The following is a 20,410-nucleotide window of genomic DNA, read 5'->3' on the forward strand; positions in this document are numbered from 1 at the left end:
CAGGGGAATCGGGAATGTCAACTACATTACTGGTATCACAGGGTACGGGCCCTCAATAGGTTGATTGGTTGATTTTTTGGATTTATCGAAATGACAGGATCGCGGCAAGTTTAATACTTGTAGATCATCCTGCCGATGACAAGGTCGTCCGCCACGGGGCCGAAAGTGCGGCTGTCGAAACCGTTGTCAAGGTCATCGCTCAGGACGAAGTAGCGGTTCCTCCCGACCTTAAGGGCCGGCATATTGTCCCGGAAGGAGAAATTCATGGGGAACACTCGGGTGTCCCGTGACCGTGTCTTCCAGGGGAAGCTGTAGGCGCCGTTATTCACGCGGAAGGTCTTGTCGCGGATCTCCACCGTGTCACCCTCAACGGCGGCGACCCTCCGGAGGAGGACCCGGTCCGGCTCGGAGGGATTTTTAAAGAGTATTATGTCCCCCTTTGCGGGTGAGATGTGCCTGAGGGCAAAAACATGGGCCCCCCTGGTAACGTTCGGCTCCATGGATGCGTCGGGCATGGTGAATGAAATGAAGGCTATTCTGCAGATTATGAAGCCCGTGATAATGCCCGCCACGGCGGATAGTATTTTAATGAGGATCCCGTTCCCCGTTCGTTCCTGGTAGTTCATGGTCCTGCCGGCAGATTCTTATAGTGTACGGGGATATCCGTAGGCCTTGTGTGAAATAAAGCAATAATAATTTTAATCGATTATGTCGTAAAACGGCATCTATGATGGCGGTCTAATTGAGGGAATGCACAAAGACTCATCATTAATTTCTTGACAAGGATGATTGAATCTATATTATTCATGTAAGTGAGGCCATTAGATCAATAGGCGGTACTTTTTTGGCCCCTGTTGATATTTTTTTGTGCTAAATATAAAATAGTAGGAAGCCGAATATCTATTAAGATAGTAACAATGTGGTGTACTTATCGTAAGGATATTATACTATAGAGAATATCATTTTCAAAGGAGTTGGCAATGAAAAGGATGACCCGGTTAAGTACATTGTCGTTAGCAATCGGATTGATGATGTTGTTTTTCGGCAGTGGAACAATAAATCTCAAGGCGCAGCAAGAGCCTAAATCGGACACCCAGAAGTCAGAGACCCAGGAAAAGAAGCAGAAGCAGGACGGGTTGGTCGTGGACTGGGTCAACGATTTTGAAGACTGCGAGGATTGGCGGGCCGTTGCGACCTGTCCTCTCGGCGATACCAAGACCAGAAAGATCCCCGGCAAGCCCCGTCCCGTCAATGATCAGGGACAGGCCGTCAACGAAGACGGTCAGGCGGGAGAATTCAAGAATGAGGTAACCGACGAGAACGGTATATCCCATAAAAATGATTTCGTGCTGGGCATTAAAACATATTTCATTGACAGGGGTTTCGACCGGGTCGAAGTGTTCCCGCCCAATGAATATATCATCAGGGGCAAGGCCCGCGAAATGAAGTTCTGGGCCCTGGGACGCAAGTACAGGCATACCATGTATATCAAGCTCCGCGATTACAAGGGCCATATTCACAAGCTGAAAGTCGGCCGCCTCGATTTCTGGGGATGGAAAGAGATGTCGGTCATCATACCGGGCTGGCTTCCCCAGTCTGCGAGCTACGCTCTGCTGGACAAGAACCTTCATTTTGTATCGTTCTTTGTCGAATGCGATAATTATGAAGTACCCGGTACGTTCTACACGTATATAGATCAATTCAGGGTCGTTACCGATCTGTCCGAATTCACCGGCGATGAAACGATCAAGGACACCTGGTAGAATTGAGATATGTTAAGCAAGATAGGATAAGAAGGGAGGCTTCTAATGAGAAGGTTTAATACAAGATCAGTTGCATTCATGTTAAGCATACTAACGGCCCTATGCGTAGGAATTATGGGGACCAGAACGGCGCAATCTAAGATTGTGACTAATGTTCCCTCCGACATCAGCGGCAATGAGCTGAAGGCCCTTGTGGTGGAGGATTTTGAGAATGTGAACATCGGAGATAATGGCTGGCAAATAGAGTCGGTTCCGAAAAAGTTTGTCAAGGCCGAGACGGAGCAGAAGCTCAAAATGAAGAACCCGGTGAACCGGCTGGATATGAAGATAATCAGCGCCTCTCCCAATGACATGAACGTTGAGGAGTGGTCTCTCACCGAAAAAGGCAAGAAGAAGGAAAAATGCCTCGGCGTGAGCTTCCAGTTCAGGTACCCGGGCGCAAACGAGGTCCATATCCTCGCTCCGCCCCAGTTGGACTGGAAGGAGAAGAGCCCGAAGCTTACTTATAACCCGAGCACCGGCAAGGATGAGCAGGAGCGCGGCCTCGAACTTCCCGGGCAGTCCAAGGGCATCTCTGTCTGGGTCCATGGCCGGGGGCACCCCTATAATCTGGAAGTGTGGGTCAAGGATTACCGCGGCTCAACGCATATCCTCAAGTTCGGGTCCGTCAATTTCGTGGGCTGGCGTCCGCTGAAAGTGGAGATCCCCTCAAGCGTGCCGCAGCAGTTCGAGTCTTTTCCGCAGACCCGGATAACCAAGATCACGAGGTTCGTCCTCAGGGCGGTTCCGAACGCCCCGCGGGAAGAGCTCATGGAAACAGCGTACTTTTTCTTTGACCAGATTAAAGTTCTGACAGACACCTACGAAGTCAATTTCGACGGCAACGAGCTTCACAAATTGATGGATGGCGGCTCCAAGGGAGGAAGCCAGGGACAGGACAAGGGTGGTGAAAAGAAACAGCAGTAGATAGATAGCTTTACATTCCTTTCATTTCTTTTTTTATTGTCTGCAAATACCCATCTTCTTCAATGATGGGTATTTTGTATTTTTGAAATATTGATTTTCCGGCGGGGCGGCCGGGGGGCGCCGCTGCCGCCGTGATCGCCGGGAACAGCGGGCCGATTATCTCGCCGGCGGGCGCCGGCTTTTTCAGGCGCTATCCCGATACTATACAGGCAGGTTGATGGTATGGCAAAACAGAAAATAATGGAAAAACTCGATTCCCTTTTCAAGGAAGAAATGTGGGGGAGGATCGAACCGAAGGACATAGGCATCTCAAAATTCAAGATCCTCGACGATCTCTTCAATGCGATTGTTTCGGAAGAGGCGATCCAGGAAACGCTGGACGCGTGCAAGAAGCACATGGAGGAACACCCTGATTCGATCACGTCCATGTACCTCATCGGTGAGCTCGGGTATCACCTCGATCGCCCGGAGGACGCCAAGCAGCTCCGGCGCCTCATCGATATCTTCACCGGATACCACAAGTGGGCCGTGGTGGAGCTGATCGCGGAAAAGATCCTGGAATACGGCGAATCGAGCGCGGCCCTGCGCGCCATGGCGCTGAGCCTCGAGCGGCTCGGCCGCAACAAGGACGCCATCCCCGTCCTGGAAAACCTCCTGAAAATCGACCGCTTTGACGCGGACCTGTCGAAAAAGCTCGCCTTTGCCATCATCGACGAGGAGCCTGACAAGAGCATCCACTACATGAAGCTTTCCATCGAGGGCTTCATAAAGAACAAGAAATACGAGGAGGTCACGAGCCTCTGGACGAGACTCGTGTCCGTGTCGTGGAGCGACATACCCTTTTTCGAGCGTATCGAGCGCTTCCTGGTTGAGGCCAAGCAGTTCGAACTGGTCGCGAACCTGATAAAGATATTGCTGGGGAAGTACCGGGACGAGGAGAACCCGGACCTGTCCATCGAGCTTCTCAAGAAGGTGCTCAAGTACCGTCCGGATGACGCCCACGCGCGGCGCGACCTGATCGCCCTTTACCGCGTCAAGTACAAGGATCACTCGCAGTTCGAGCAGTTCATGAAGCTCTCGAAGCTGGCGAACTACAAGACCCCGGTCAAGTACGCCATCCAGGACTTCGAGAAGAACATCGTCTTCGACAAGGGGAACCACGCCTATCACAACACCTGGAAGCTGGGCAAGATCGTTGAGATGGACAGCGAGAACATCGTCATCAATTTCAGCGGGAAGCCCGACCACAAGATGTCGATCCAGATGGCGCTCCAGTCGCTGACGCCGATACCGAAGGACCACCTCTACGTGATGCAGTACGAGGACCCGGACCTGGTGAACAACCTGTTCAAGGACGACTTCATGCAGTTCTTTGAGATACTGATACGCTCCTACGGCGGGAAGATCCTGCTGGAGGACATCAAGCGCGAGCTCATCCCGGCCTACGTCTCCGAGAAGGGGTGGTCCAAGTGGTGGAGCAAGGCGCGCACGAAGATCAAGCGCGACTCCCACTACGGATTTTCCGAGAAGAAGAAGGACCTCATCTTCACGCGGGACAAGCCGGTAACCTTCGCGGAGGAGCTCCTGGAGAGCTTCTCGACCTCCGACTCCTTCAGCAAGAAGCTTGATTTCGCCATCGAGTTCGTCAACAACATCGAGAAGGAGGAGGGACTTTCCGTCGTTCCGTACTTCATCGACTATTTCACCGAGGAGATGAAGGGAGACTCGGAGACGCGGCAGGTCCTGTCGTACATGATCCTGAAGGACATGACAAAGTTCGTGGATCCCTCGAAGCTCAAGCTCGATGCGCTCCGCCAGAAGGTCATCGATTTCATAAAGGGGAGCCATGACCTGGCGCTCCTCTCGATGAAGATATCGTCCTACGACTACAAGAAGGACCTGGTCAACCTCATCGAGGAGTCCCGCGAGGACTGGCCGCACGTCCTCTCCGAGCTCCTCTTCGAGACGCCGGTGAGGATCCACAAGTATATCCTCAACAACCTGATGAGGAACCACTCCTACTCGATCATCAACGGTTTCATAGACCGGGTCATCACCGGGGCGAAGCAGTACCCGGAGATTTTCATATGGGTCGCCCGGAACCTCCTGAGCAGGCAGTGGGATTACGACTGGCTCGATTATTCCCGGGAGCGCCTCGCGGTCACCGGCTTCAGGCTGATGAATGAGCTCAAGAAGATCGAGCTGGAAGGGAACCGGCTGAAGAACATGGTTCTCGACGTCCTGTTTGACAGCAATTCGACGGTCCTGAAAACGATCGTCGATCAGTTCGAACCGGCGTTCCTGGGCAAGCTCTATGACCTGTTCTGCAACGTGTCCTACGTCGAGGAGGCGCAGAAGGAGACCTTCCTCGGCGTCATCCGCTCGAAATACGGCGACTTCCAGCCGGTAAAGACCCAGCCCGACGAGGCGTGGGAGTTCGACGTGGAGAAGCTGATCGTGTCAAAGGAGGGTCGCGATAAAATGAAGGCCGAGCTCGACCGCCTCGTCTCGGTCGAGCTGGTGAACATATCCAAGGAGCTCACCAAGGTAGCCGATGTTTCCGCCGACATCAGGGAGAACGTGGAATACAACGCCCTGATGGAAAAGCAGGCGACGCTGGAGCTGTCCATTTCAAGGCTTGACAGCGAAATGAAGAAGGCCCAGATCCTGGACCGCAACGAGATTTCCACGGAATCGGTCAACATCGGCACCACGGTCATAATCCAGGACGCCGAGCAGGGAGAGGAACGGGATTACACCATTCTCGGCCCGTGGGACGCGGATTTCGAGAAAAGGGTCCTCTCGTACCGCTCACCCATCGCGCGGTCCCTCCTGGGATTGAAGGCGGGCGATACGGTAAGCCTTGATATCGAGGAAGGGAAGAAAAATTACAAGGTGAAGGAAATACAGAAATACAGGATATGATGCGATGGCCGGCTGCGGGAAGCAATCCCGGCATAAAAAATGAGAATTTTATTTGACAAATAAGGCCTTTCGCAACTATTGATTAATCCTGATATGCCGCGATGGTGGAATTTGGCAGACACGCAAGATTCAGGATCTTGTGGGCATTACGCCTGTGAGGGTTCAAGTCCCTCTCGCGGCACAGAAGCGACGATGAAGATCGTCGCTTTTTTTTCGGAAACACGCTTTTTTTTTCGCAGGCCCGCCGGCGGATCGTTTAACTCCGTAGAACCATGTTCACACGGAGGGCCTATGAAAATCATCGGTGGAGCCTGCCTGTCTCTTCTTTTCCTTATTGTATCATGCGATTATCCCGGACGATACAGACCGTTCCTGGCTTTAGGGGAACCACGGGTAGTGGGCATCGAGCTATTTTTATCAAATTCGTCGATCCTTGAGCGGGAGACCCTTCAGGCAAAGGCCTACGTCATCCTTGACGACGGGAGGAAAAAGGAAGCCCCATCCGCGGTGTGGCAGACCATGAACGAGGACATCCTCTCCATCGATCAGGGGGGTGTCATTACCGGCCTGAGGCCCGGCATCGGGACCGTGTGCGCGGCCATTGACGGCATCCAGGCCGCGGGATCGGTCGAGGTGCGGCGCAGGATCGATTATTCAAGGATCATGATAAGCGAGGTCTTCTATGACGCCGCGGGGGCCGATGACGGGAAGGAGTTCATAGAGCTCTACAATGATAACGATTATGCCTGCGACATAGGCGGCATGATGGTGGTCGATGGAGCCGCGGCGAGCAAAGCCTTTGTGTTCCCCCCGTCGAGTGTCATGGGGCCGAAATCATGGGCGGTCATCGCCCAATCAAGTGAAGGATTCGCCGCGGCTTTCGGGAAGAGCCCCGATTACGGAAATTTTTCCTTCAGCCTGAACAACAGCGGGGAAACGGTGCTGCTCAAGCTTCCGGACGGCGCCGTGATGGACACGGTTTTTATCAAGGGGGGCACTGAGGATTTCATGACCCCTGAGTCGTGGGGATCGGCCGCGCTTCCGGCCGCGCAGGCTGGGCAGTCGGTGTTCCGGATTAATTTTACATCAAGCATCTCTTCCGCCGGCTGGTCCAATGGCTCTCCGACCCCGGGATTCTAGTGAGCAACATCACTGCGACATAAAGATGATTATTATCATGATGAGGGGGTACGCTGCTCCCGCTCACCCGCCAAAAATAGTACCTCCAGTACTATGGCGGGCGGGGGCATCCTGCCCCCTGTTAGCGTGAGCAGCATACCCCCCTCTAATGAAATTTAATGCGAATAGCTGAAGCGGTTTTATGCTCCATTATTTGGTCCCATTATGAAAAATCTAGCCATCCGTCATGAAAAAATTTCATTTTTCCCAATCCCCTTCGTTACCCCTGTATAAACCAAAACAACAGGGAGGCTGTCAATGAAGCAGCGCATGAGAACAAAACCGGCCGTCGTCATCTACAGCGTTAACGCGCGGTGCCTGGACCTCAAGGAATTTTCAGGGTTCTTCGGCAGGAGGAAAAAGGAGAAGCTCTATGAATCGACAATGATGGAAATCTCCGAAAAGGTCCTGGACCTCTTCCATGACGTGGAGACCTTCTCCTTCGCCATGACCGAAGAGGGGTTCCATATCCTGATATGGACCGCCATGGACCGGAACAGGGTTGCCAGGATCATGGTCTATGTCCAGGCCAGGTTTTCCGAGATGGTCAACAGGAGCCTTGGCCGTACAGGCCCGGTCTGGGACGGTACCTGGTCCTGCGATAGTATCGATGAGCCGGAAGAGTAGGGCGCGAAAGAAAATATTATGTCGAGAAATTGGGGGAATTGTCCGAAAATATCAGTATATGATCATCAAACAGGTCAAAAAAACCGGCAAGGAGCGCCCCATGGAACAGGTTGTAAACATCGGTGATGTCATGGAAAACACCAGGGAGGAGATCCTCTTCGCCATTAAAGAGCGGATTTTCGCTATGACCCGCGGGACCAGCGCCCCGGTACAGCTCCATGGATTGATCATCAGGGATAAGGTCGGGTCCGGCCGGGATTCACTGTTTTTCTATGAGATAACCAATGTTTTCGTCGATGACGATGACCGCCTCTGCGGGGACCTGGCAAGCTCCGATGACCGGCTCTGCGAGGGCATCCTCTTTGGAAAGGATATCGAGGATCTCCCCAGCGATGATCTGAAGCGGGTCCTGGACATACTCTACACGGACAATTGCAAGATCGACATTGATAATTATAACATGTCCTCGGCGATCAGGCGTGTCGGCCTGTTCGGATTTCTCATGGATCGGAGGGCCGGGATATCCCGGCTTATGCGCAGGGGGGCATGAACCATGAACATGAGGGATACTACTGTTGACGCGAGGTTAGGGGATATGCTGGTGGAAATGGATATGAACCTTTTCAGCCTTCAGGTCAAGACGACGCGGCTCGTCATGGCGATCCTGTCGGAAAAGGCCGAATGCTCAGCCGATATCAGCGTGAGCATATCCCACGCCCGGGACGATGAGCACCATGTCGTCCGGTGCAGCAGGATATATATTGACCCTGAAGACGAGCTCATCAAGATAGAGGGGATCCGCCGGGAAAGCCCGCTGGCGTGGGATGATTTAGAAGTATCGGCGCAGTACCGTATCGCCCAGCACCTGTACACGGAACATCTTTCCGGCACCCTGAAACGCGTTCTCACCTGCTGATCACGGACGATTCGGCTGCGGCTAATTCTTCATCGACAGGGGCTGTCCCGTGGCATCGATCACGGAGTGCCAGAACCGCGAGGCCGGATCGATCACTTTCCTTTGTGATACCGCCAGTTCGATGGGCACATGGGTGTATATATTGTTCCAGAGGCCGATGACCATGTCGGTTTTTCCGGCCATGCCGGCGTGAACGGCGAACTGCCCCAGCTGGGCGCAGAAGATGGAATCATTGGGCACCGGCGGCGCGCTCCGTATTATGTAGCTCGGATCTATATACTTCAGGTTGATCTCTATTCCTTCTTTTTCGAAGTGCCGGTTAATTTCATTTTTTAAAAAAATACCGATATCCTCCAGCTTGACATTGCCGGAGGCGTCATGCTTCCGGGAGGCCATGTCTTTTTCCAGCAGGTCCTGGCCGGCTCCCTCGGCGACGCAGATGACCGCGTGATGGCGTTTGAGCATCCTGTTTTTAAGATGGACCAGGAAGCCGTTGTCCCCATGGAGATCAAAGGGAACCTCCGGGACCAGGATAAAGTTGGCGTCGTTCATGGCCAGGCACGTGTGCGCGGCGATAAAGCCTGAATGGCGTCCCATGAGCTTAACCAGGCCGATGCCGTTGGGGGCTCCCTTTGATTCGATGTGGGCGGTGTAGATCGAATCCACCGCTTTGGAATAGGCGGTTTCGAACCCGAAGGTGCGCTGAACAAAGCTGATATCATTGTCGATCGTCTTGGGCACGCCCACCACGGCGAGGTCCATGCCGCGGCCAAGGGCTATCTCCGCTATTTTATGGGCGCCCCGCAGGGTCCCGTCACCGCCGATCGTGTACAGGATATTGATCTTAAGGCGGTAAAGGGTCTCGACCAGGCGTTCCATATCCTCGGTGCCTCCCCGGGAAGAGCCGAGAATGGTGCCCCCCTCCAGGTGGATGTCCTCCACAAGATCGGGGGTGAGTTCCACCGGATCGTATCCCTTTTCAGGGTCAAGGCCGCTGTAGCCGTAGCGGATGCCGATGATCGAGCGGACGCCATAACGGTAATACGACTCCATGACGATGGACCGGATGACATCGTTGATGCCCGGGCAAAGGCCGCCGCAGGTGACAATGGCCGACCGGACCTTTGGGGGCTCGAAATAGATCGATTTCCGCGGCCCGGCCAGTTCGAAGCTCTGGTCCGTCTTGAGGCAGGAGGTATCGTTATTTACCATAAGCGGATTGAAAATCATGCGATCCTCGTCTCTACCAAAGGATGTATCCTGGAACTGGTAGATATCAACCAGGGGCGATGGCACGGTTCGTGCTCCCAGGTTTTTTATGGTAAAATCCATGTGATTCCTCCCTGTTTGTGCGGGGTTTGGCCCCGGTGTTATTCAGTCAAGAGATCATCAGTCCCGATCGCAAAATAATCAAGAAAAAAACCGGAATCCGGGCCCGGGCTAAAAAAGATGAATGTGCTTGACAGGGTGGAATTTTTGTTTGAGAGTACAGATTAATTTTTTTCCGGGGTGGAAACATGAAACCGAAATACAACAGGGTAGGCGTCCTCTTTTCGGGCGGGCCGGCTCCGAGCGCGAACGCGGTCATATCGTCGGTGGCCCTCAATTTCCTTGACAACCATGTCCCGGTCATCGGCATCATGCGGGGCTATGAGTTCCTCCAGGACTTCAACAAGAGCTATCCGAAGCTCCGGAAGGACGTCCATTACGGCACCATCACCTACGACATCACCAAGGCGAGAAACAGGAGCGGGATTTTCCTGCGCACGTCCCGGGCCAACCCGGGCAAGGACATCAAGACCATGGAAGACCTGAACAACCCGGAGAAAAACGCCCGCCTCAGGAACATCCTCGACGCCTTCGAGCACCTGGAGATCGGCGCCCTGGTGTCCATCGGCGGCGACGATACGCTCAAGACCGCCAACTACCTCTGGCTCATGGGCTTCCCGGTGATCCACATCCCCAAGACCATCGACAACGACTACTACGGCATACCGTGGACCTTCGGCTACTGGACCGCGGTGGACGTGGCGCAGAAAATTCTTTTGAACCTGAAGGCCGACGCCCAGGCGACGGACAGCTTTTTTATCGTGGAGCTCATGGGAAGGAAGTCCGGGTGGATCACCTACGCCGCGGGCATCGCATCGGAGGCGATCCTGATGATATCCTCCGAGGACATAGAGGAAAGCGTGCTGAACCTGGAGCACCTCGTCGAAAAGATAACCGATATCATCATTGCCCGCGAGAACGACCAGAAGCCCTATGGCGTCATCGCCATTTCCGAGGGGATCGTGGACAAGCTCCCGGATGAGCTCAAGCCTAAGGCCACTGACAAGCATGGCAACATCCGTCTCGGGGAGGCGAAGATATCGACCATCCTGGCGGAGCACGTGAAGGAGCGCTACAAGGACAAGACCGGCCTCGATGTGAAGATAACCCCGAAGCAGGTGGGTTACGAGATCCGCTCAGCCTATCCCACGGCCTTTGACGTGGTCATGGGAAGCATGCTCGGCTACGGCGCGGCCAGGTACTTCGTGGACGGCAATTTCGGCATCATGGTCTCCGTTACGGACAATTTCGACCTGAAGGCGGTGCCTTTTTCCGATCTGATCGACAAGGACACGCTGCTGACCAGGCTGCGCGATGTCCCGCGGGGAAGCGATTTTTTCAACATGAAAAACAGGCTCCAGTACACCAATATCTTCGAATGAGGCCAGGCGGTGACATCATGAGGCGTGCACTGTTCCTTATCGCGATGACGGCCCTGACCCTTGCCGGGGTATCCTGTTCCCGCGGGAAGGTGTCGACGAGCTTCGGCGGCGTCTTTGAAAAGCTTAAACAGGCGCGCGATTTCAGCGAGGCGAAGCCGTACTACACAGACGGCACCGTCGACGCCATCGACGAGGCGGTGAAGGGCGGCGTTATCAGCGAAAAGGAGAGGCTCAGAATCCTTCCCCTCTTCAATGAAAAGACCGCCTGGGACGAGCTTTCCCGGAAAAACGACGGCTCCCGCGGCTCGATCCGCATCCGCTACACCGGGCACCCTGTCGAAAACATGATCGGCTTCGAGATGGATTTCAATCTGCTCAAGGAAGGCGGCTCGTGGAAGATCGACCTGGAGGACGAGATACGCCAGGCACTGCGCGGCCGCGAAAAGGGGAGCGCCGCGGAGTATATCCAGAGAATAAAGAGGAAGTACTGATTTTTCCACCAGCCAGATGAAGTATCTTTTGCAGCAATCCCTCACCCGCGCTCCGCGCGCACTAAGCGACAGGATGTCGCGCATGCAGCATCGTGCATGGATGTACAAGATGCTGCCTCCCATTAAGAATGGAAAAAAGGAGAGGGCTTCCTGGTTAATGGCTTATCTCAATTTCCCCCCTTCTCCTTTATTCATTTCTCAATGGGAGAAGGGGCTGGGGGATGAGGGGTTTAACGACAGAGGATTTGCTTCTCAGTACATCGATATGGCGAGGTTCAGTATGATCTCCTCCATGAGCTCCTTTGCCTCCCCGTCGTCGGGGAATCGCTCGATGAAGGTGATGCAGGCGATGTAGGCCATGTAGAGGGCGCCGCTCTCAATGTAAAGATTGATGAGATTGAAGTGGATCTCCTCAATGTCCTGGTTGATCTCAAGGGACTTGGTGTAGTAGAAGATCGCCTGCTCCGGCTCCCCCATCTCCCAGCACACGCCGGCCAGGTTGGCCAGGGTCACGGCGTCATGGGGATTCAGCTTGATGGAGCGCTCCAGGACCTGCTTCGATTTCTTGAATTTTCCCAGCTCGCAGAGGGTGATGCCGAGGCCGTTCAGTATATCCGGGTCCGTGCCGTCGAGCATAGCGCCGATGCTGAAGAGCTTGAGGGCCTTGTCGAAATCGCCCATCTCGACATATTCATAGCCGGTATCGATGAGGAGGGCGGGATTCTCCCGCAGCTCGCTCAACTCTTCCAAACCGATCTGCATCTCCTTGAGGACAAGGGAGTTGATCTTCTTCTGAACCCGGGTGTTCGATCGTTGATTGTCTGACACGGTCATAACATTATGTCTTTTGCTCTCTTTTTTGACACTATTGCCGAAGATGGTTTATGTCAAGAAAAAATATTTTCCCGCACCCATGGGGCCGACACAGGTAACGATCTCACTCCCACGGTCACCCTCCCCGTAACACTGAGAGAGGAAAAGTTTGCCAGAGACATGATGGAGGCCTATTGAAAGACCCGGGAAAAAGATGCCCCAGGCCGGTCGAAGAGATAGAACGAAAAAACTACTTGACTGATTTCCGGTAATATTTCTTATTGAAAAATTCAAGAGCAAAACCGGAATACGATCCGTCAGGCCTTCAGATAGAAAAGGATAGCGGCGGCATGGGGCGGGATGAGCGTTCGCCCGCCGGCGGCTGAATTTGCACTGCAATAGTCACAGCGAAGAGTAATAACCAAAGGAGTCCTCGAATGCCAAAAGAGAAGATATTTTGCGCAAACTGCCAGCACTGCATAGTGATACGGCAATATGAATCCGAACCGGACCGCTATGTCCTGCGGGTCAAGTGCCTCAAGAAAAAATGGGTCAAGCGGTCGGGAGAAGAGAAGCTGTACAAGTTTTTTACCGTGGCGCGCAGGATCATGGACGACTGCGAATACTACACGGAATCAGGAGAACTGTTCCCGTACATAAAAAACCTCAGAAAAGAGCTGCCGATTAAGGATGAGATATACTCCACCAAGGATGTATAGCGATGTTTTCGCGTTTTGGCGGTGGCATACACCCGCCCGGACATAAAAGCATTACTCAGGACCTGAAATTCATAAATCTTCCGATACCCCATGCCTGCTCCATACCCCTCCAGCAGCATGTGGGCGCCCCCGCAGAGCCGGCTGTTTCCGCAGGAGAGATCGTCTCCGAGGGCCAGCTCATCGGCCGGGCCAAGGGCGTCATCAGCGCCAACGTGCATTCGTCGATCCCGGGCAAGGTGGTCGATATCGCGCCGGTTCCCACCGTGTATGGGCCGCAGCAAGCAGTCATCATCGAGGCCGAAGGGTCTTTTACCTCCTCGGCAAAGCCCCAGGTGGCGGCGAACTGGACGGTCCTCACCGGCCCGGAGCTGTGCGCCATCATCAGGGAGGCCGGCATCGTGGGCCTGGGTGGCGCCGCCTTTCCCACGGCGGTGAAGCTGTCGCCGCCGCCGGAAAAGAAGATCGACACCCTCATCGTGAACGGCGCGGAATGCGAGCCCTACCTTACCGTGGACGATATGCTGATGCGGAGCTTCCCGGAGGCCGTCATCGAGGGGACCCGGATCGCCCTGAAGGCCCTGGGCATCCAGAGAGCGGTCATCGGCGTGGAGGGAAACAAGAAGGAGGCCATCGAGGCGCTGAAAAAGTGCCTCAATGACGGGCCCGCGCGGGAATCCATCGGCATACAAAAGCTCAGGACCATATACCCCCAGGGTGCTGAAAAGCAGCTGATCTACGGCATCCTACGGCGGCGTGTCCCTTCAGGGGGGCTGCCGATGGACGCCGGCGTTATCGTGCAGAACGCGGGTACTCTTTTTGCGATCCGCGAAGCGGTCCTCTTTAATCGTCCCCTCTTTTCCCGCTACGTCACCGTATCGGGTAACGCAATTAAAAATCCCGGCAATTACAAGGTGCGCATCGGCACCCGCTTAACAGACATCGTTGAGGAGTGCGGGGGCCTCACGGAGGAGCCGACGCGGATCATCATGGGCGGTCCCCTCTGCGGCGTCAGCGTTCACTCCCTTGATTTCCCGGTGGTGAAGGGCACCTCCGGCATACTGTTCATTGCCGGGAAAGAAGCGGCGGCCTCGGATTACTCCCCCTGCATTCGCTGCGGGCGATGCGTGACCGTCTGCCCCATGGGGCTGCTTCCCAACGAGCTCGGCGCCTCCGCTGAAAAGAACCGCCTTGACCTCGCCGGAAATCTCCATCCCTTCGATTGCATCATGTGCGGCTCCTGCAGCTACGTGTGCCCCGCGCGGCGGCCCCTGAGCCATTTTATAAAGCTGGTCCAGCAGAGATTGAAGGCCAGCGCCTGAACCCGGTGACGCCATGGCAGATAAGAAAATAAAAGAAACCATGAAAAAGCTGCCGGTCATGACCGGCGCTCCCCACATCCGTTCCGGCGAATCGATACCGAAGATAATGTGGTCCGTGATCGCCGCCCTCTTGCCCGCGGTGGCCTTTGCCGTGTACCACTTTGGCATGCCGGCCCTGAAGCTGATGGCGGTGTCCGTCGCCGCGGCGGTCGCCGCCGAGGCGCTGATGCAGCTTCTGCTGCGGAAGCGCCTTACGGCCCATGACGGATCGGCCGTGATCACGGGGCTTCTCTTGGCCATGAACATTCCGCCCGGGGCGCCCCTCTGGATGGCGGCCATCGGGTCCGTTTTCGCCATGATCATCGTCAAGCACCTCTTCGGCGGCCTCGGGTTCAACATCTTCAACCCGGCCCTGGCGGCCCGGGCCTTTCTCCTGGCCTCGTGGCCGGTGCACATGACCACGTCATGGCACCGCTTCGGCGAGCATAATGTCCTGATGCAGAACGCGCAGAACAGCGCGGAGCTCTCCCCGGCCCTGTTCGACGCCCTCACCGGGGCGACGCCCCTCACCCTCATGAAGGAGGGGCCGAAGATCCTGTCGGACAACCATGTCGCCCTGTCGAAGCTCTATGACATGGTCCTCTCGCCGGACATGCTCAGGTCGCTCTTCCTGGGAACCGTGGGGGGGTCCATCGGCGAGACATCGGCCCTGCTTCTTCTGGCCGGGGGGCTCTTTCTCATGATACGGAAAATCATCACCTGGCACATTCCGGTGTCCTTCATCGGCACCGTGGCCGCCGCAGCGGCCGGGTATCACTACCTTGCGGGCTTCCCAGAGCCGCACCTGATGGCCCTCTACCAGGTCCTGTCCGGCGGCCTCATCCTGGGGGCCTTCTTCATGGCCACCGACATGGTCACGTCGCCGGTGTCGAAAAAGGGGATGCTGATCTTCGGCGCCGGGTGCGGGCTCCTGACCTTCGTCATCCGCCAGTGGGGCGGATACCCTGAGGGCGTTTCCTACGCCATCCTGATCATGAACGCCTTCGTTCCCCTCATCGACCGGTACACGAAGCCGCGGGTCTTCGGCCTGCGCGAAAGAAAGAAACTCGCGGCGGCGGCGAAATGATGAAGGATATCGTAAAACCCACGGTCATACTGACGGCCATCGCCCTGGTCTGCGTCTTCATGCTGTCCCACGTTGAGAGGCTCACCGCGCCCGCCATCGCCAGCCGGGCAAGGGAGAAGAAGGAGCAGGCCCTGGCCCTGGTGCTCCCCGGCTTCGCCGTGGGGGCGGAGCGGAAAACGAAGGTGGACGGCAGGGAATTCACCTGGTGGGAAGGGGAGAAGAAGGTTGAAGACGCCATCTTGAAAGAAAAGATCGTGAAAGGATTCGCCTTTGTCACGAAAAGCCACGGTTACAGCGGCGATATAGAATTCATGGCGGGCGTTGACGAAGCCGGGAAAATCATGGGCCTCACCATCATCGGCCAGACCGAAACGCCTGGCCTCGGGGCGCGGTGCGTGGAAGTGGCCAGCCGCGAGACCCTCTGGGACCATGTACGGGGCGGCATCCCGGTGAGGGACTTGCCCGACGAAGTGCGGATACCCTGGTTCCAGAAACAGTTCGAAGGCCTGGACACGAACAGGAAGATCGGTTTCATGAGACGCGGCGTGTGGAACCCCAACATGCGCGAAAGCCTCATCGAGAAAAACGCCATTTCGGCGATAACGGGGGCGATGATTACATCAACGGCGGTGATCGCCGGCGTCGAGGCGGCCATGACGAAGCTCCAGAAAGCCCGCGCCCTTTCAGCGCCGGCACCGGGCGGGGGCGCCAGATGAGATACTGGAAGGAATTGGTCAAGGGAATATGGTCGCGCAATCCCCAGCTCGTCATCGGGCTGGCCTTCTGTCCCACGCTGGCGGTATCCACGTCCCTGTCCAACGCCCTCTGGATGACCCTGGCCGCCACCTTCGTCCTGGTCTGCTCCAACCTCCTCATCTCGTCGATACGGAAGATAGTGCCCGGCCACCTGCGGATACCGATCTTCATCACCATCATAGCGACCTTCGTCACCGTGGTGGACCTGCTCCTCAACGCCTACCGGCCCGAGGTGTACCGCTCCCTGGGAATCTTCATCCCCCTCATCGTGGTCAACTGCATCATCCTGGGACGGGCCGAGGAGTTCGCCCAGAAGAACGGCATAATCCTCTCGGTCCTGGACGGAATCGGCATGGGGATCGGCTTCGGCCTCACCCTGACGATCCTGGCGGCCGTGCGGGAGGTCCTCGGGGCCAACACCCTCTTCGGCTATACCCTGATACCGGGCATGGAGCCGGCGACGGCTATGGTCATGGCGCCGGGGGCCTTTTTTGTGCTGGCCCTCATGCTCTGGGCCATGAACGCAATCAATTCACGGTCAAAAAGGAAATAGGCCATGGAGATAAAGATATTCGTCACCATACTGCTCAGCACCATCTTCATCAACAACTACGTGCTGGCGCGGCTCCTGGGGCTCTGCCCCTTCCTGGGCGTTTCCAAGAAGCTTGACTCGGCCATAGGCATGGGCCTGGCGGTCACCTTCGTCATGACCCTGACCTCGTTCATAACCTATCCTATCTACAAATACCTGCTGGCGCCCTACGGCCTGACGTACCTGACCACCATCGTCTTCATCCTGGTCATCGCGGCCCTGGTGCAGCTGGTGGAGATGGTCATCGAGAAGACATCCCCGGCGCTTTACCGGGCCCTGGGAATATTCCTGCCCCTGATCACCACCAACTGCGCGGTGCTGGGCGTGGCGGTCCTCAACCTCTCTTCCGGCTTCGCGGAGCCGAATGTTTCCATGGGCCTGCTGAAGAGCGTGATCCAGGGGTTCGGCGGCGGTGTGGGCTTCACACTGGCCCTGGTCATCATGGCGGGGATACGGGAGCGCCTGGAACTGGCCGACATTCCGGAGAACCTGAAGGGTGTACCCATCACCTTCATAACCGCCGGGCTGCTGGCACTGGCGTTTTACGGCTTTTCGGGGATGAAGATCTAGATTGCAGAATTAATCTTTTATTATTGGATACCGGGCTGGATCGGCCAGCTGAAAGTGCCACCATTCCGACGGAAACCGTGAGATTCCCGCGGCTTCCATGGTCGTTCCAAGAATCTCCCTGTTCTCGCATTTACATTGTTCGCTTGCTTTGCATTGGTAACGTATAGAAGCCTTTTCTGAGAACTCGTCGAATTCAGAGGGCATGGGAACAGTCCGACCCTTGCCGTCAACGATTGAACAATCCACGGCAATGCCCCTGTTGTGATTGGATCCCTTTGCCGGGTCCGCTACATAGTTCGGATCCGGCATCACCTTCCACATGGCATATTGAACGGCCAGGGGCCGGTAACAATCCCATAGAACAACCTTGTACCCTTTCTTTGCCAGCATGGCTGCCGCCTTTTCAAGCCTGGCGGAGAGCTCCTTGTGAAGATAGCACCTGGTGACACCAAATTCTCCGTAGAGATTCCGGCCCATGAAGTTCCTGTCTGTATTATATTTCAAATCCACTAAAAAATTATTGCCATGGACCTCCGTAAAGTCTACCGGAACCTTGAACCTTTTTGCGGCGCCGCTTTCAGGATCATCAGAGGAACAGGATAATAAGAAATGAGCGGCCGTCAATAACGTAATGATAATTGTAGTTTTCATATTCACCCGCGGCTTAAGGATTGTACATGCCAACCAAATATCGGTGAAAAGCTCCTGGACGGTACTGGCTGAGCAATTCCTTGCATTGAGCAGGCCTGGAGCGGGAAACAGCTCCCTTACCGTAATTGATGTTCTGTTTTTAAGGCCTCATCAAAGCATTTTTTCGCATCTTCATTTTTACCCAGGGCCTTCAGGGCTCTTCCTTTTTCATTCAGGACCTTAACTCTTTCATGCATCTCTCCGTGCTGTTCCAGTATTGCATCGAAGCATTGTATCGCCTCCCTGTATCTTTCAAGATGGAGGTATGTTATTCCCATGCGATATGCGAGATTTCTCCCCCTCTTCACCCTCTTGAAGCACGCAAGGGCTTTATCATATCGGCCAAGACTGTCATGGGAAACCCCCATGTTCTCCAGCACATAATCATTTATGGTATCCGGCTGCAGGTCCCCGGCTTTGGCGTAGAATTGTATCGCCTCTTCATAGTATGTCTTAATATCCTTTCTGCCGATTTTCGTCTCGGCAATCATGAAGTAGCAGTCTCCCTTGTATTTCCAGGCTTCGGCATAACCCGGCTTCAATTGAATGGCTTTGTCGAAGCAGCCGATCGCTTCATTTGCGTATTTTCTCGCTTCTTCTTTTTCGCCCTGGTTATTGCTCAGGGCCCAGCCGCTGTTCTCAATCAGCATGAGGATGTTGATCCCCCTGCCAGCCCATGCCTCTGCGAAGTCCGGTTTCAGCTTTATGGCCTTGCTGAAATATTCTTCGTTATAGCTGCCGAATTGCATGTAATAATAGGCCAGGTTGAGCCACGCTTCCGCATACCCCGGGTCCAGGGCAACGGCCTTCTGGTAGCATGCCAGGGCGCTGGTATTATGCAATTTATTCAACGCGTAACCCTTGCTGTTCCATGCGGACGCGTCACCAGGCTTCAATGCAATCACCTTGTCGAAGCATTGCACCGCTTCTTCATATTTATTTTCTTTAATCTTTTCGAGGCCGAGCCTGTTGTAGCTGCCGGCCTTTTTTTCGATACTGTCATTGGATGCCGCCGTGGCTTCCCCCGTATGATGTGCAACGAGGACTATGAATAGCAGTAATAAGGCATGGAATCGTGTCATTATATTTTCCTGCTCCACCTTCATCGGGATGATTCCCGGAATCATTATAGAATAGTGATGTCGATACGGGGAGTCAAGAGAATTACGGCAGTGATGAACAGTGCGAATTCAGGCCGATCTTTGAAGTGTCTTTACCTGGAGTGCCGGATCCTGTGCGACATCGGCTTTTCACGGCAGGCACATGCCCCATGGAAAGGGGGGACCTGAACAGTGGAGGGGAGGGATTTCATTTTATTTAATGCTTTTAACTTTTGTTAATTGCAGATCCCCTCTTTCTGTGTATATTAATAAAAACAGATATCCAGGTTGGGTTTTCATTCACCGTGCTCTTATCCATTTATAACGGCATCATCAAAGACCGTATCTTGTATGAGTTGCATGGATTAAAATTGAGGATGAAAAGGAAATGAAAAAAGGAAAAAACATCTGTATCATCACGCTGCTGGCACTGGGAACCGTACTGTTCATTCAGGCAGAGGGGGTATGTGCCGCTGGTTTTGGCGATCATCTTTACAAGCAAAATGAATATTATTACTTTGCGGAAAACAGGCTTCCTGCGCCGGGAGAAGCGAAGAGCGGAGGCGTGCCCTCCACTTCCCTGCCGGTGCATAAGATATTCGGGTACTCCACCCTTGCGTTCGGCCTTGCGGCAATGACCACCGGGATCATTGACCGCGTCGACCGCGAAAGGGGCAGGGTGCCTTCTCACGCCCGGCAGGTTGTTCACTCGGTGGCATCCTACGGGACCGCCGCCCTGGCCATCGGGGCATGCACCTCGGGATTCGTGCAGTACGGGAATATATTCAGCCTCGACAAAGGCATGGCGAAGTATAACGCCCACGCCATCCTGGGGATTGTTTCCACCACCGGTTTTATCGGTTCAATCATTTCCGCGAAGATTGACCGGCGGAATGAACATAAATCGTCAAGGAACAACTATGTCCACCACACCTGGGCAGGAGCAGGATCGGGAGCGGTGATGATGATATCGCTCGTGGTTTTATGCTTCTAGATGAGGCGGTTCCATTCCCGAGCAGGGAAGATCATAGGAACCGGTGGGGTCTGAATTAACCGGGTTGCCAGGCATGGAAAAGACCGTCGGAGCATAAAAAGGGCTGGACAGGGGACGCGGCTTGGAACCTCCATGAAATATCATGGAGGTTTA

General features: G+C 54.8%; 21 protein-coding genes and 1 tRNA gene. 17 read left to right on the forward strand and 5 right to left on the reverse strand.

Annotated elements, in window-relative coordinates; translation table 11 throughout:
* Window positions 1-110: 110 nt before the first annotated feature.
* Window positions 111-626 carry a signal peptidase I gene (gene lepB / locus KA369_19025; protein MBP7738078.1) on the reverse strand — a complete coding sequence of 172 codons (516 nt, stop codon included), beginning with the start codon at window positions 624-626 and terminating at the stop codon, window positions 111-113.
* A gap of 402 nt (window positions 627-1,028) precedes the next feature.
* On the opposite strand from lepB, the gene KA369_19030 reads away from it, so the two are divergent.
* The 8 genes from KA369_19030 to KA369_19065 all read left to right on the forward strand — a co-directional run bounded on the left by KA369_19030 (window position 1,029) and on the right by KA369_19065 (window position 8,376).
* A complete protein-coding gene (locus KA369_19030) occupies window positions 1,029-1,763 on the forward strand; it encodes an endoflagellar filament sheath protein (GenBank protein MBP7738079.1) in 735 nt (244 codons plus the stop codon).
* A gap of 114 nt (window positions 1,764-1,877) precedes the next feature.
* Window positions 1,878-2,729, forward strand: a complete 852-nt coding sequence (locus tag KA369_19035; GenBank protein MBP7738080.1) for a hypothetical protein — start codon at window positions 1,878-1,880, stop codon at window positions 2,727-2,729.
* Between the two features lie 222 nt (window positions 2,730-2,951).
* Entirely contained in the window at window positions 2,952-5,654 is a 2,703-nt protein-coding gene (gene greA, locus KA369_19040) for a transcription elongation factor GreA (protein MBP7738081.1), read from the forward strand.
* A 95-nt stretch (window positions 5,655-5,749) separates the two neighbouring features.
* A tRNA-Leu gene (locus KA369_19045) sits at window positions 5,750-5,835 on the forward strand.
* Window positions 5,836-5,945: 110 nt separating this feature from the next.
* Window positions 5,946-6,794, forward strand: coding sequence for a lamin tail domain-containing protein (locus KA369_19050; protein ID MBP7738082.1), 849 nt, complete (start codon window positions 5,946-5,948; stop codon window positions 6,792-6,794).
* A gap of 297 nt (window positions 6,795-7,091) precedes the next feature.
* On the forward strand, window positions 7,092-7,460 hold the full coding sequence (locus tag KA369_19055) for a hypothetical protein (GenBank protein ID MBP7738083.1): 369 nt from the start codon (window positions 7,092-7,094) through the stop codon (window positions 7,458-7,460).
* Between the two features lie 100 nt (window positions 7,461-7,560).
* A complete protein-coding gene (locus KA369_19060) occupies window positions 7,561-8,010 on the forward strand; it encodes a hypothetical protein (GenBank protein MBP7738084.1) in 450 nt (149 codons plus the stop codon).
* 3 nt (window positions 8,011-8,013) lie between these two features.
* Complete coding sequence (locus KA369_19065) at window positions 8,014-8,376, forward strand: hypothetical protein (GenBank protein ID MBP7738085.1); 363 nt, start codon at window positions 8,014-8,016, stop codon at window positions 8,374-8,376.
* A gap of 21 nt (window positions 8,377-8,397) precedes the next feature.
* On the opposite strand, the gene KA369_19070 is transcribed toward KA369_19065, so the two are convergent.
* Entirely contained in the window at window positions 8,398-9,708 is a 1,311-nt protein-coding gene (locus tag KA369_19070) for an ATP-dependent 6-phosphofructokinase (GenBank protein MBP7738086.1), read from the reverse strand.
* 185 nt (window positions 9,709-9,893) lie between these two features.
* Between KA369_19070 and KA369_19075 the strand changes: the two genes are divergently transcribed.
* On the forward strand, window positions 9,894-11,087 hold the full coding sequence (locus KA369_19075; GenBank protein ID MBP7738087.1) for a 6-phosphofructokinase: 1,194 nt from the start codon (window positions 9,894-9,896) through the stop codon (window positions 11,085-11,087).
* A gap of 17 nt (window positions 11,088-11,104) precedes the next feature.
* Window positions 11,105-11,578: a hypothetical protein gene (locus KA369_19080; protein MBP7738088.1), complete on the forward strand. Its 474-nt coding sequence runs from the start codon at window positions 11,105-11,107 to the stop codon at window positions 11,576-11,578.
* Window positions 11,579-11,830: 252 nt separating this feature from the next.
* Here the strand turns inward: KA369_19080 and KA369_19085 are convergent, their stop codons facing one another.
* Window positions 11,831-12,412 carry a tetratricopeptide repeat protein gene (locus KA369_19085; GenBank protein MBP7738089.1) on the reverse strand — a complete coding sequence of 194 codons (582 nt, stop codon included), beginning with the start codon at window positions 12,410-12,412 and terminating at the stop codon, window positions 11,831-11,833.
* A 416-nt stretch (window positions 12,413-12,828) separates the two neighbouring features.
* Between KA369_19085 and KA369_19090 the strand changes: the two genes are divergently transcribed.
* The 6 genes from KA369_19090 to rsxA are packed head-to-tail and all read left to right on the forward strand — an operon-like array spanning window position 12,829 to window position 17,473.
* Window positions 12,829-13,110, forward strand: a complete 282-nt coding sequence (locus KA369_19090) for a hypothetical protein (protein MBP7738090.1) — start codon at window positions 12,829-12,831, stop codon at window positions 13,108-13,110.
* Between the two features lie 2 nt (window positions 13,111-13,112).
* Complete coding sequence (gene rsxC, locus KA369_19095) at window positions 13,113-14,429, forward strand: electron transport complex subunit RsxC (protein ID MBP7738091.1); 1,317 nt, start codon at window positions 13,113-13,115, stop codon at window positions 14,427-14,429.
* A gap of 13 nt (window positions 14,430-14,442) precedes the next feature.
* Entirely contained in the window at window positions 14,443-15,555 is a 1,113-nt protein-coding gene (locus tag KA369_19100) for an RnfABCDGE type electron transport complex subunit D (GenBank protein MBP7738092.1), read from the forward strand.
* Window positions 15,552-16,271: an FMN-binding protein gene (locus KA369_19105; protein MBP7738093.1), complete on the forward strand. Its 720-nt coding sequence runs from the start codon at window positions 15,552-15,554 to the stop codon at window positions 16,269-16,271. The genes KA369_19100 and KA369_19105 overlap by 4 nt, the downstream gene beginning before the upstream one ends.
* Entirely contained in the window at window positions 16,268-16,864 is a 597-nt protein-coding gene (locus KA369_19110; GenBank protein MBP7738094.1) for an electron transport complex subunit E, read from the forward strand. The genes KA369_19105 and KA369_19110 overlap by 4 nt, the downstream gene beginning before the upstream one ends.
* 3 nt (window positions 16,865-16,867) lie before the next feature.
* Window positions 16,868-17,473 carry an electron transport complex subunit RsxA gene (gene rsxA, locus KA369_19115; protein MBP7738095.1) on the forward strand — a complete coding sequence of 202 codons (606 nt, stop codon included), beginning with the start codon at window positions 16,868-16,870 and terminating at the stop codon, window positions 17,471-17,473.
* Window positions 17,474-17,482: 9 nt separating this feature from the next.
* Here the strand turns inward: rsxA and KA369_19120 are convergent, their stop codons facing one another.
* Window positions 17,483-18,124 carry a M15 family metallopeptidase gene (locus tag KA369_19120; GenBank protein ID MBP7738096.1) on the reverse strand — a complete coding sequence of 214 codons (642 nt, stop codon included), beginning with the start codon at window positions 18,122-18,124 and terminating at the stop codon, window positions 17,483-17,485.
* Window positions 18,125-18,240: 116 nt separating this feature from the next.
* The gene (locus tag KA369_19125) at window positions 18,241-19,245 is read right to left on the reverse strand and encodes a tetratricopeptide repeat protein (GenBank protein MBP7738097.1); all 1,005 of its coding nucleotides are present in this window, start codon (window positions 19,243-19,245) and stop codon (window positions 18,241-18,243) included.
* Window positions 19,246-19,651: 406 nt separating this feature from the next.
* Between KA369_19125 and KA369_19130 the strand changes: the two genes are divergently transcribed.
* A complete protein-coding gene (locus KA369_19130) occupies window positions 19,652-20,257 on the forward strand; it encodes a hypothetical protein (GenBank protein MBP7738098.1) in 606 nt (201 codons plus the stop codon).
* Window positions 20,258-20,410: the final 153 nt, after the last annotated feature.

The sequence above is a fragment of the Spirochaetota bacterium genome (assembly GCA_017999915.1).
Lineage (GTDB): Bacteria > Spirochaetota > UBA4802 > UBA4802 > UBA5550 > RBG-16-49-21.